14 protein-coding genes are annotated in these 12600 nt (G+C 43.2%); 2 read left to right on the top strand and 12 right to left on the bottom strand.

Translation table 11 applies throughout. The features are described 5' to 3' along the window. The first annotated feature begins 107 nt into the window (after positions 1-107). Both EL081_RS02085 and EL081_RS02080 read left to right on the top strand, forming a co-directional pair. A complete protein-coding gene (locus EL081_RS02085) occupies positions 108-1670 on the top strand; it encodes an ABC transporter substrate-binding protein/permease (RefSeq protein WP_126403791.1) in 1563 nt (520 codons plus the stop codon). Continuing rightward, positions 1670-2410: an amino acid ABC transporter ATP-binding protein gene (locus EL081_RS02080; protein ID WP_126403790.1), complete on the top strand. Its 741-nt coding sequence runs from the start codon at positions 1670-1672 to the stop codon at positions 2408-2410. Before EL081_RS02085 ends, EL081_RS02080 begins: the two co-directional genes overlap by 1 nt. A gap of 195 nt (positions 2411-2605) precedes the next feature. Here EL081_RS02080 and EL081_RS02075 read toward each other — a convergent pair whose 3' ends face one another. The 12 genes from EL081_RS02075 to EL081_RS02020 all read right to left on the bottom strand — a co-directional run bounded on the left by EL081_RS02075 (position 2606) and on the right by EL081_RS02020 (position 12485). Beyond that, on the bottom strand, positions 2606-2821 hold the full coding sequence (locus tag EL081_RS02075) for a hypothetical protein (protein ID WP_006594972.1): 216 nt from the start codon (positions 2819-2821) through the stop codon (positions 2606-2608). Between the two features lie 109 nt (positions 2822-2930). Beyond that, positions 2931-3818 carry an SPFH domain-containing protein gene (locus EL081_RS02070; RefSeq protein WP_126403789.1) on the bottom strand — a complete coding sequence of 296 codons (888 nt, stop codon included), beginning with the start codon at positions 3816-3818 and terminating at the stop codon, positions 2931-2933. Positions 3819-3879: 61 nt separating this feature from the next. After that, a complete protein-coding gene (ilvA, locus tag EL081_RS02065) occupies positions 3880-5130 on the bottom strand; it encodes a threonine ammonia-lyase IlvA (protein WP_006594974.1) in 1251 nt (416 codons plus the stop codon). A 215-nt stretch (positions 5131-5345) separates the two neighbouring features. Continuing rightward, positions 5346-6368 (bottom strand): ketol-acid reductoisomerase, encoded by a 1023-nt coding sequence (ilvC, locus tag EL081_RS02060; protein ID WP_023027688.1) that lies wholly within the window; start codon positions 6366-6368, stop codon positions 5346-5348. Positions 6369-6435: 67 nt separating this feature from the next. Continuing rightward, complete coding sequence (ilvN, locus tag EL081_RS02055) at positions 6436-6912, bottom strand: acetolactate synthase small subunit (RefSeq protein ID WP_006594976.1); 477 nt, start codon at positions 6910-6912, stop codon at positions 6436-6438. Next, a complete protein-coding gene (locus EL081_RS02050) occupies positions 6905-8605 on the bottom strand; it encodes an acetolactate synthase large subunit (protein ID WP_126403788.1) in 1701 nt (566 codons plus the stop codon). The genes ilvN and EL081_RS02050 overlap by 8 nt, the downstream gene beginning before the upstream one ends. A gap of 186 nt (positions 8606-8791) precedes the next feature. Continuing rightward, a complete protein-coding gene (locus EL081_RS02045; protein ID WP_126403787.1) occupies positions 8792-9391 on the bottom strand; it encodes a response regulator transcription factor in 600 nt (199 codons plus the stop codon). A gap of 1 nt (position 9392) precedes the next feature. After that, positions 9393-10490 (bottom strand): sensor histidine kinase, encoded by a 1098-nt coding sequence (locus EL081_RS02040; protein WP_126403786.1) that lies wholly within the window; start codon positions 10488-10490, stop codon positions 9393-9395. Next, complete coding sequence (locus EL081_RS02035) at positions 10487-11227, bottom strand: ABC transporter permease (RefSeq protein WP_003004324.1); 741 nt, start codon at positions 11225-11227, stop codon at positions 10487-10489. The genes EL081_RS02040 and EL081_RS02035 overlap by 4 nt, the downstream gene beginning before the upstream one ends. Then, positions 11196-12113: an ABC transporter ATP-binding protein gene (locus EL081_RS02030; RefSeq protein WP_126403785.1), complete on the bottom strand. Its 918-nt coding sequence runs from the start codon at positions 12111-12113 to the stop codon at positions 11196-11198. Before EL081_RS02030 ends, EL081_RS02035 begins: the two co-directional genes overlap by 32 nt. Further along, positions 12100-12297 carry a hypothetical protein gene (locus tag EL081_RS02025; RefSeq protein ID WP_126403784.1) on the bottom strand — a complete coding sequence of 66 codons (198 nt, stop codon included), beginning with the start codon at positions 12295-12297 and terminating at the stop codon, positions 12100-12102. The genes EL081_RS02030 and EL081_RS02025 overlap by 14 nt, the downstream gene beginning before the upstream one ends. Then, positions 12294-12485 (bottom strand): hypothetical protein, encoded by a 192-nt coding sequence (locus EL081_RS02020; protein WP_023027681.1) that lies wholly within the window; start codon positions 12483-12485, stop codon positions 12294-12296. Before EL081_RS02020 ends, EL081_RS02025 begins: the two co-directional genes overlap by 4 nt. Positions 12486-12600 lie beyond the last annotated feature (115 nt).

The following is a 12600-nucleotide window of genomic DNA, read 5'->3' as shown; positions in this document are numbered from 1 at the left end:
CTTTGATTTATTATAGCATTTTTTCATGAAAAGGCTATCAGGTTTGAAAAGTAGACCAATTTCCTGTACAATAAGATGATACTATTTATAAAGGAAGAGGAGACTACATGAAAAAAACAATTTATGCTCTCTTTACAGGACTTCTTTTGTGCCTGGGAATGAGCCACATTGTCAAAGCAGACGAATATCTCCGGATTGGAATGGAGGCTGCTTATGCCCCTTTCAACTGGACCCAAGAAGATGATTCAAATGGAGCTGTAAAGATTGATGGTACCAACCAATATGCCAACGGCTACGATGTTCAAATCGCCAAAAAAGTTGCTGAGGGACTAGGTAAAAAACCTCTAATTGTAAAAACATCTTGGAACGGTTTAATCCCTGCCCTCACTTCTGGGAAAATCGATATGATTATCGCTGGGATGAGTCCTACTGCTGAGCGTAAGAAAGAAGTCGCTTTCTCTAATAGCTACTATACCAGTGAGCCGGTCATGCTGGTGCGTAAAGACGGAAACTATGCGAATGCCACTAGTCTAGATGACTTTAAGGATGCAAAGGTCACCTCTCAACAAGGGGTCTACCTCTACTCTCTCATCTCCCAACTCAAGGGTGCAAAACAAGAAACTGCAATGGGAGACTTTGCTCAAATGCGTCAAGCATTAGAATCCGGCGTTATCGATGCCTATGTTTCTGAGCGTCCCGAAGCCTTGACAGCTGAATCCGCTAATTCAAAGTTTAAGATGATCCAATTCAAAAAAGGTTTTGAAGTTGGGGAGGAAGATGCTACCATTGCTATCGGGATGAAGAAAGGTGACACTAGAATTGACCAAGTCAATGTGGCACTAGCTAAGATTTCATCTGAAGACCAAGTCAAACTCATGGATGATATGATCAAGAAGCAACCCGCTTCCAGTGATGCTAGCGATGATGAGCAGACTTTCTTCAGCCAAATGATGAAGATTTTGAAAGATAATGGCCCACAGTTCTTACGTGGAACGGGTATGACTCTCCTTATCTCCATGACAGGGACCATTGCTGGTTTGATCATCGGTTTGTTAATCGGTGTCTTCCGGACTGCTCCTACGTCTAAAAACAAGGCCCTCGCCACCTTGCAAAAATTCTTTGGTTGGTTCCTCAATGTCTACATTGAAATCTTCCGTGGGACTCCGATGATTGTTCAATCCATGGTTATTTTCTACGGTTCCGCCCAAGCCTTCAACATCTCCTTGGATCGTACCTGGGCAGCCATCTTTATTGTTTCGATCAATACAGGGGCTTATATGAGTGAGATTGTTCGGGGAGGAATCTTAGCAGTGGATACTGGCCAATTTGAAGCAGCTACCGCTCTGGGGATGACCCATGGACAAACCATGCGTAAGGTCGTTCTTCCTCAGGTGGTGCGCAATATCTTGCCAGCAACAGGTAATGAATTTGTTATCAACATCAAGGATACATCGGTCTTGAATGTTATCTCTGTGGTTGAACTCTACTTTACAGGAAATACGGTCGCAACTCAAAACTACCAATACTTCCCAACCTTTACTATTATTGCGGTTATTTACTTTATCCTGACTTTCACTATCACCCGTATCCTTCGTTACATCGAACGTCGCTTAGATTCTGATACCTATACAACCGGTGCCAATCAAATGCAAGTCAAAGAGGTGAAATAATGGCAGAAAAAATACTTGAAATCAAACACTTAAAAAAATCCTACGGTCAAAACGAAGTTTTGAAGGACATCTCTCTTTCTGTTGAGAAAGGCGAAGTGATCTCCATCATCGGGAGCTCTGGTAGCGGGAAATCTACCTTCCTTCGCTCCATTAATCTCTTAGAAACGCCGACTGATGGAGAAATCCTCTATCGGGGGCAAAACGTTCTCAATCCAGATTACGATCTCACCCACTATCGGGAAAAATTGGGCATGGTGTTCCAAAGCTTCAACCTCTTTGAAAACTTAAATGTCTTAGAAAACACCATTGTCGCTCAAACAACTGTCCTAAAACGGGACCGAGAAACGGCAGAAAAGATTGCTAAAGCGAATTTAGAGAAAGTTGGCATGGGAGAACCTTATTGGGCTGCTCGTCCAAAACAACTTTCTGGGGGTCAAAAACAACGGGTAGCTATCGCTCGGGCCCTCTCTATGGATCCAGATGCTATTCTCTTCGATGAGCCAACCTCTGCTCTGGACCCTGAAATGGTCGGAGAAGTTCTTAAAATTATGCAAGACTTAGCCAAAGAAGGCTTAACCATGATTGTGGTAACACACGAAATGGAATTTGCACGAGACGTCTCAAGTCGTGTGATCTTTATGGACAAGGGGGTCATCGCTGAACAAGGTGATCCAAAAGAAATCTTTACCAATCCAAAAGAAGAACGGACGAAAGAATTCTTACAACGTTTCTTAAACTAAAACAAACTCCCTCACTGGAAATCCTTCCGATGAGGGAGTTTTTAAATACCATCAATTAAAAGAAAGATTCCACACATAAACTTGTTGAAATCCTTTGATAGATATGAAGAAAGCTAGTGATACTTTCCTACGATATCCTGATTTATACTATATAAAAAGAAGGGAAATTTTTTCCCTTCTTTTTTATAACTCATTTTAATTTTCGAATTTTTGATGATTCTTATCATAAAAATCTATTAAGCCAAGCGCAGTTTCAAACGAGATGTTCTTCACTTTTGCACGACCTTGCGCAAGTGCAATGATAGACATTTCACGGGCGTTCGTTTCTTTACTAATACGATAGCCAGTGATTTTTTTATCACGTACCCAACCAACAACTGATTCCACTTTTTCGAAGTTCGATTTAGCCATGATTCTTCTCCTATATTATTATTTCCAATACTAATATAAAATTTTTTGCATATTTTGTCAACCATAATAGCTGAAAATACGAACAATTTTAAAAAAGTCAGATATTTTGTTATTTAGCTTTTAAAGCTGAGAGGATTTGGGTGCGAATATTTTCTACGCCATCCGGATTTGCTGGTAAGAAGAGGGTATTGGTGCCTTGTTTTTCTGCAAAGTTATTCAAAGTATCCAAATACTGGTTAGTCAAAAGAATCGACATAATCTGTTCTTCTGTCAAATTCACATTGGTGTCTTTCAATTCCTTGATAGAATCTGCCAAACCATCTACGATAGCCTTCCGTTGCTCTGCAATCCCGACCCCGTGAAGGCGATCTTTTTCAGCTTCTGCTTCGGCTGCGGTAACAATCTTAATCTTATCAGCTTCAGCCAATTCTTGGGCAGCCACACGTTTCCGTTGAGCAGCGTTGATTTCATTCATTGACTGCTTCACTTCAGCATCTGGTTCAACTTTAGTAATCAAGGTTTTTACGATAATGTAACCATAGGTCGACATTTCTTCAGCTACTTGTTTTTGAACCTCAAGGGCGATTTCATCTTTTTTCTCGAACAGTTCATCCAAGGTCAACTTTGGAACAGATGAGCGCAAGGCATCTTCGATGTATGATTTGATCTGAGCTTCTGGACGCATCAATTTGTAGTAAGCATCCGTTACATTGTTTTCATTTACGCGGTATTGTGTCGCTACATTCATGGTAACGAATACGTTATCTTGTGTCTTAGTTTCGACCACAATCTCGCTTTGCAAGAGACGCAATTGCACACGCGCCGCAATTTTATCGATTCCAAATGGTGCACGGACATGAATCCCACTGTTGCTGATCTTTTGATAGCGTCCAAAACGCTCAATAATCGCAACAGATTGTTGTTTCACCACATAGAGCGAGCTAATGAATACAGTAGCTCCAATTACTAGAATAGCCAATAGAAAAATCCAAATCATTTCCTGATTCTCCTTTATATTTTATTTACTTTTTAGAAGTGATTCTTTGTTAAAGAATCCATCATACCAACATGTTATAGAGGGTTTCATTTCCATTCAAGTTAATGAAAGAAGGGTCGAATTGTTCAATCCGATTGATCAGTCCTGCATAGTCATGCTTATCTGCCAAAGCGACACCAATCAAGACTGGCCCAGTCCCTTTACTTGCCCGTTTGATGTACTCAAACCGCGTGATATCGTCATTTGGACCTAAGATATCATTTACAAACTCTCTCAAGGCTCCTGGACGTTGCGGGAAGTTGACGATGAAGTAGTGTTTGATACCATCATAGATTAAGGCTCGCTCTTCCATCTCTGGCATCCGGTTAATGTCATTGTTCCCACCAGAAATCACACAACAAATGGTCTTCCCTTTGATATACTCTCTCAATACTTCCAAAGCTGCAACACTGGCAGCTCCAGCTGGTTCTGCAACCAAGCCTTGCTTGGAGTATAGATCAATCAAGGTCTCAGAGATCAAGCCCTCGTTGACGCCAATCAAGGTCTCAACATTTTTTTTCGTTGCTTCATAAGTCAGCTGACCAACCTTTTGAACAGCAATCCCATCCGCAAACTTATCAATCTGTTTGAGTTTTACTGGACCTCCGGCTTCAAAGGCTGCCTTCATCGACCGAGCGCCATCTGCTTCGATCCCAATCACCTCGATTTCCGGCGCTTGTTCCTTAATGTAGGTGGATACTCCAGCGATGAGACCACCCCCACCAACTGGTACTAAGACAGCATCAAAATCAATTGACTCTTTTTTTGCTTCCTCAAGAATTTCATAGGCTACAGTTCCTTGACCCGCTTGGACATTGGCATCATCAAATGGATCAATGAAGGTACAGTTTTTAAGCTCGGTATATTCCTGCGCCGCCTTAGAAGAAGCATCAAAGGTATCTCCTACTAATTTAATGGTCACATACTCTCCACCGAAGAAACGAACCTGGCTAATCTTTTGCTGAGGTGTTGTAATCGGCATAAAGATGGTCGCTGGGATTTTCATTTCCCGGCAGGTGTAGGCAACTCCTTGAGCGTGGTTGCCCGCCGAAGCACAGACGACTCCTCGCTCTCTCTCTTTCTCATTCAACTGAGAAATCGCGTAGTAGGCTCCACGAATCTTAAAGGAACGAACACGCTGAGCATTTTCCTTCTTTAAGTAGATTTTCGCTCCATACTTTTCGGATAAATAATGATCATAATCTAAGGGAGTCTCAACAACCACACCCTTTAAGACCTTGTGGGCTTTTATGATATCTTTCGATGTTATCATAGTCTTCCTCTTCTTCTCCTTATTTCATCTAATTATATCAAAAGACTGCAAAAATTTCAGCGTGTTTCCCAAATTTTCAGAAAAATCACCCAAAATGCTCGATACGGCACGTCTCTTCATACAGATTCTGCTAAATGGTTGAAAATACCTTCCAATCCATCTCTGCTATTGATGAAAAAGAAGTTGGGATTTCTCCCAACTTCACCATCACCTCATTAGTTATAGATTTTAAAGGCGTCGTCATCATTTTTTCCAACGAATGGCATTGCTTTACGCAATTCAGCACCAACTTTTTCGATTTCAAGGTTAGCTGCTTGTTCACGGTAAGCAGTCAATTTTGGACGACCAGCTTTGTAGTCGTTGACAAAGTCATTAGCAAATTTACCATTTTGGATGTCCGCAAGAACGGCTTTCATGTTTTCTTTCACTTGCTCAGTAATGACACGTGGACCTGACACGTAGTCACCGTATTCAGCAGTGTTTGAAATTGATTGACGCATTTTCTTGAATCCACCTTCGTAGATCAAGTCAACGATGAGTTTCATTTCGTGAAGTACTTCGAAGTAAGCCAATTCTGGAGCGTATCCAGCTTCCGTCAAGACTTCAAAACCAGCTTCGATAAGAGCAGTCAAACCTCCACAAAGAACGGCTTGTTCTCCAAACAAATCTTCTTCCGTTTCTTCTTTGTAGGTTGTTTCCAAAAGTCCTACACGTGCTGAACCAACACCTTTACACCAGTCCATAGCGATGTCTTTAGCGTTACCTGTAGCATCTTGGTATACTGCGTAAAGTGCAGGAACACCAAATCCTTCTTCATACGTACGGCGAACTAAGTGACCTGGTCCTTTAGGCGCACACATGAAGACATCAACATCTGCAGGAACTTTAATGAATTCGAAGTGGATGTTGAAACCATGTGCAAATCCAACAGCATTTCCAGCTTCCAAGTTTGGAGCAATTTCTGCTTCGTACAATTCTTGTTGGATTTCGTCTGGAGCCAAGATCATGATAACATCAGCCAATTTAGTTGCTTCTGCTACTGTGTAAGTATCAAAACCATCTTCTTTTGCTTTGTCAAAAGATTTACCTGGACGTACACCGATGATCACATCATGACCTGAGTCACGCAAGTTTTGAGCATGGGCATGACCTTGTGATCCATAACCGATCACGGCGATTTTTTTACCGTCAAGTGCTGCTACTTTTACATCTTTTTCGTATTCCATTTGAACTGCCATAGTTTTTTTCTCTCTTTTCTATTTTTATTGCCTCTTAGGCGGTAGTAACTATTTTGAATGGTGGGCTTTAATCGCGGGTAAAGCCAGTTGCACCCGTCCGTGCAACATTCTTAATCCCATAAGGACGAATGACACGCAAGAGAGCTTCGTTCTTCTCTGCATTTCCTGTCATCTGCACGGTGATGGAGCTTGGAGCCACGTCTACCACAGTCGCGCGGAAGGGCTGGATAATGGCTAGCAATTCTGCCCGTTTCTCTGCAGGCGCTGAGACCTTGATCAGAATCACTTCACGCTCGAGGTGAGGTTTATCTGTAATATCTCGAACGCGAATCACATCGACCTGGCGGTTGAGTTGCTTGATGATTTGTTCCACTTCATCATGAGACGCGACGTCAATGATAATAGTAATCCGTGACACATTGGGATTTTCTGTCGCCCCTACCGAGATACTCTCAATGTTGACTTGGCGTCTAGACAAGACACCAGTAAAGCGATTGAGAACCCCAGACCGGTTTTGAAGTTTGGCTGTTAACATTCTACGCATTAAACTTCACCCCCAACATCTCATGATTGCTCTTACCAGCTGGTACCATTGGTAAAACGTGCTCTTTCCGAGAAATGTCGATCTCGATGAACATTGGTACATCTTCGGTAATAACTTCCAAATCCTTCTCTAAGGTTTCGGGATTATCAAATTTGTAATTCTTAATCCCATAGGCTTGCGCCATCAATTGGAAGTCTGGCAAGGTTTCAAAGACAGACTCTGATGTTCGTCCATCATAGAAGGCTTCTTGCCACTGCCGAACCATTCCAAGTGAATGGTTGTTGAGCATGATGACCTTGATTGGAACCTTGTAAACATTCAAGATTGCCAACTCTTGGTTGGTCATCTGGAAGCCACCATCGCCGACAAAGAGCACGACTTCTTTATCTGGATTGGCAATCTTAGCACCAATGGCTGCTGGCACACCGAATCCCATGGTTCCTAGACCACCAGAAGTCACCAACTGCCGTTCGTTTTGGTACGGGTAGTACTGAGCAGCCCACATTTGGTGTTGGCCAACGTCTGTCACGACGATGGCATCCCCCTTGGTCAACTCACCCACGCGTTCAATAACTGCTTGGGGTTGGACCACGCGTTCTTTCTTATCGTAAGAACGAACCCGATTTTTATCTTGGGTAACTTTCTCAACCCATTTCTCCGTATTGGTATGAACCACTGGCTCTGCTAACAATTGTTTTAAGGCTTTTTTGGCATCGCCAACGACTGGAATATCGACTGCAATGATTTTACCAATCTCTGCTGGGTCAATATCAATGTGAGCGACTTTGGCATTCTTCGCAAAGGTCTTTGGATTTCCCGTCAGACGATCATCAAAACGACAACCGATGCTAATCATAAAATCTGCTTCTGTCATAGCAATGTTGGCCGCAAAAGAACCGTGCATGCCTCCCATCCCAAGGAAGAGAGGGTGGCTGGTTGCAATCGTTCCCTGTCCTAGAAGACTAGTTACCACAGGAATCTGATAGCGTTCTGCCAAGGCTACCAATTCATCCGCCGCTTCTGCATAGCTGACGCCACCTCCAGCCAAGAGGACTGGTTTCTTAGCCTTGCCAAGTTGCTTCAAGATTTTCTTAATCTGTAATTCATTTGGTTCAATAGTCGGCTGGTAACTTGGAATGTTAATGGCCGGATTGTAAATATAATCAGTTTCTAGGGCAGAGACATCTTTTGGAAGGTCAATGACGACGGGGCCTGGACGCCCAGTTGTCGCAATATGAACTGCTTCCGTGATAACCCGTGGAATATCCGCTGTCTCACGTACTTGGTAATTGTACTTGGTAATCGGCATGGTAATCCCAACAATATCTGCCTCTTGGAAGGCATCTTTCCCGATCCCAGAACGGTTGACCTGACCAGTAAACACAAGAAGAGGAACACTATCACTCATGGCATCCGCAATCCCTGTAATGGCATTGGTTGCTCCAGGTCCACTAGTGACGACTGCGACACCCAACTTTCCAGTTGATTTGGCGTAGCCTTCCGCTTCATGCAAGCACCCTTGTTCATGTCGACCAAGAATGTGTTTGATCCCTTTAAAACTATAAATAGCATCGTAAAGGGGCAAAACCGCTCCACCTGGGTAGCCAAAAATGGTATCAATCCCAAGATCTCGAAGCGTTTCTAGCACAAGCTCTGAACCTGTCTTTGCAGTTTCTAAGGTAATTTTCTCCATGTCTCTCCTTTCTGTTTCTTTGATTATCAAATGAGCATGCTACTATCATATCATTTTTGGAAAATATTTCAAGTAAAAATCACAAATTTTCTGAATTTTCTATCCAAATCCGAATAATGAGATATTTCCTGAAAAAAGAACAATCCAATCAAAAAAGTCTCTAGGAATCCTAGAAACTTTGCTTGCTTATAGCCAGCCCCTTTCTTGGGCAATCTTTGCTGCCTCGGTCCGGTTCTCTGCATCCAATTTAGTCAGAATCGCTGACATATAATTGCGGATGGTCCCGTTAGAGAGAAATAAACGATCAGCAATTTCTTGGTTGGAAGCTCCTTTGGCGACTTCTTTTAGGACTGCTTGCTCCTGAGAACTTAGAGGATTGGGATGGGTCAAGATTCCCTCCATTAATTCAGGAGAATATTCTTTTTGACCTGCCAAAACGGTATGCAGGGTGCCCATCAAGTCCGTGATGCGGCGTTCTTTTAAGACATAGGCATCGACTCCAGCCTTCAGGGCCCGCTCAAAGTAACCCGGCCGCTTAAAGGTGGTAACGATGACAACCTTGAGCTGGGGTTGTTGACTTTTGGCCCATTCCAACACTTCTAGTCCTGTTTTGATAGGCATCTCAATATCTAAAATAGCAATATCAACTGGATGGGTTTCGAGTAAGCGAATGGCTTCTTGCCCATCTCCAGCTTGCAAGACTTCTTCTACATCCTCTTGCAAAAGCAAGAGCTGGCAGAGGGCATCGCGCAACATACTTTGGTCTTCTGCAACTAATAAGCGCATTTTATTTCCTTTCTTGATAGGGGATCCGTATTTCTATCCGGGTCGGCTTGTATTGATGACTGATCTCCAGCTCTCCTCCCAACAAGGCAATCCGTTCGCGGATCGAGTGCAGGTCCTTATCGGAGACCTTATCAAAGCCGATACCATTGTCTTCTGCGACCATTTCCACCCCTGTTTCGGTGGAGCGATAAGTGAGAAGGGCTTGCGTCGCTTTGGCATGTTTGATCATATTGGTGGCTAGTTCCAGAGACACCATGGCCAGAGCAGACTCTAGGACCGGCGAGATGCTAGCTGTATCGAGCTCGTTTTGAATCTCTACTTTGACTTGAGCTACTTCCAGCATTTGCTTGACGGTTTCCAACTCTCTTGCCAGGGTTCGCTGTTTCAAGTTCTCCACAATCTCTCGGACTTGGTGCATAGACTCTTGACTAATGGCTTGGATCTCTTGCACCTGCTCCTGCGCCTTCTCAACCTGACCCAATGCTAAGAATTGATCAGCCAGGTCTGCCTTGACACTGAGCATAGCAAAGGTGTGCCCCAGACTGTCATGTAGATCACGGCCAATCCGATGGCGCTCGTTTTCTGCCAGCAAGAGATTGATCTGGGCATTTTGCTTGGCATGGTCAGCTTTCAACTCTTCCATCATCCGAATCCGAACCATGCCGTAAGTCATGGCATGGGTAAAGAAGAAAATGATGATTAAAAATACCCATTCATACTCCATCGCATTCTGTTTGAAAAAGATAACTCCAAAAAGTAGAAATTGCGATAGAAAAACTGTCCAAAGATAAGGAGAGCGAAAATTGCGAATCTCAAAGTGATAGACTAACAGGTTACTGATGAAGAAATAAAACCAAAAATAGTTGGCGTTAATAAAAAGAGTATTTCCTGCTACATAGGCTAGGAGGTACAGCCAACAAATCCAGATCAGCTTTTTGTTTTCAGTAATCAAGATTCCTAGATAGGAAGCAATAAACAAGAGGGCTAAAAAGAAGTGCCAGTAGGGAACCTCACCCAATAAAATAGAGATAAATGGGAATCCCATAAAGACTAGGCTAGCGTAAAACATATAATGAATACGCTTGAGTTTTTCAATCATGAACGAACCTCAGAATGACGACGATAGACGATGACAAGGGTAAACAAGACCAAAGTAAACAAGGTTAAATAGAGACTAGCAAAGCCATTGACCTGCCCCTTATTTAAAAAGGTCTTGATCAGTTCCATCAATTGATAGGTTGGCAGGCATTTGCCAATAGCTTGCATCCATTCCGGAAAGACACTAATAGGCATCCATAGGCCACCCATAACAGCCAGTCCCATATAGAGGAGATTGCCCGCAACCGACATCAATTGACTGGAAGGAAGCAAGGTCAAGACCAGACCGATAGCTACAAAAGCTAGACTTCCTAGGATGAGAAGGAAGGCCGCTAAGACCCAATCCTGTAGAGACATGTTCACATGGCGCACCACATGACCCACGGTAAAGACGACCCCAATGGATAGGAGAAAGTCTACAAAGAGACCCGCAACCTTTATTAGATAATATTCTACCATAGATACCGGGGTATGGCGCAAGACTTTTTGCCAATTATTGAGTCGATCAGTTTCAAGAACTGTTGGAAAGGAAAATAGAGCCGTAGACATCATGGAAAAAGCCGTCATGGAGAGGAGATAATCCCTCATAAAGTGAGCGGGTGCCCCTGGTGTATCCTGGTACATCCCTGAAAAGAAGAGATAAAAAGCCGTGGGCATCCCTATTGATAATAAATAATAAATGGCTTGGCGTCTGGTCAAATGCCACTCAACCACGCCGAGAGCTTTCATGCGTTTCATCTTCTCTACCTACTTCCTTTGTATTTTCAAAAATAGAATCCAATAAACTTCGATTGGTCACTTCGATCTCTTGGATCGAACAGCCTTCTTCTTGCAATCGAGTCCACAAACGATTGGCATCGCCTGTCACAACTTGAAGGGCATCAGGTTTGACCGTCACTTGACCAATTCCGTCCATCCCTGCCACTAGAGCTTGGTATCGCAAAGGCAGGGTAAAATGTTTTTCTACCTCTTCACTTCTCATAGCTAGTGGCGTCGTATCTCGAAGCAAACGTCCCTGATGCAAGACCAGGATCCGATCAGCCGTATGCTCGACTTCCTCAATGTAATGGGAAGAATAGACAATAGTGACGCCTTGTTCCTTTAAATCCCCGACAATCTCCCAAAAGCGTTGGCGAGTGGACGTATCCATGGCAGCCGTTGGCTCATCCAAAAAGAGAAGAGACGGACGACCAATCAAGGTCAGGACAAAGGATAGGAGACGTTTTTGCCCACCAGACAGCTTACTGGCCAATTGTTTCTTTTGTTCTAGACTAAAACGCAATAGCTCATCGATTTCACAGACCGTTAAGGGATTGGGATAGATGGAGCGAAAGAAACTAATTAGTTCCTGCACGGTTAACTTTTGCACGATAGCATTCTCTTGAGGGAGATAAGAGATACTAGTCTTCAATTGAGGATGACCAGGAGCTTTTCCCTCTATTTCAATGGTTCCAGAAGTTGCCTTCCTATCTCCTAGGAGGCAATTCAGCAAGGTCGTCTTCCCTGCTCCGTTAGGGCCAATCAAAGCCAGGCAATCCCCTCGTTCGACTGCGAAAGAAAGATCTTCTAGAATCCCTTTTCCTTTAATACTTTTCTTCAAGTTCTCAACTCTAATGACACTCATGAGACTCTCCTTTCAACCAGGCTTGGCCAGCTGGAATGATGACATAGACGACCAAGGTCACTCCCCAAACCGTTTGGAAAAACCAGCTAGGAAAATGGGCAGAAAACCATCCCGTCATAACCTCTGTTGCCCAAAGGACCAAACACAGAGCAGCTACCAATCCAATTTCAATTTTCTTTTTCATTGCTCCATCTCCTTTTTAACAGCCTTGACCATTTTTAGCCCTTCTTGGACTGCCCAGCTCATGATGCCAATCCCCGCAAATAATTCCCAAGGGAAATGGTAATAGAGGCTATCATCCTTTGAAAAGATCAAATAGACGACCATCCCAACCACTGTTAACGTAAACACTTTATAGAACCATTGTTTCATTTTTCCTTACCTCTTACTTTCTGACTTCATTATAGCGAAAGGAATAACAGGCTACTAGATGATTTTGTCACTGGCTGACATGACAAATGTCATGGAAAATAAAAAAGGCCGGACA

It is taken from the genome of Streptococcus viridans, assembly GCF_900636365.1.
GTDB lineage: Bacteria > Bacillota > Bacilli > Lactobacillales > Streptococcaceae > Streptococcus > Streptococcus viridans_A.
This window is presented reverse-complemented; position numbering and strand designations above follow the sequence as displayed.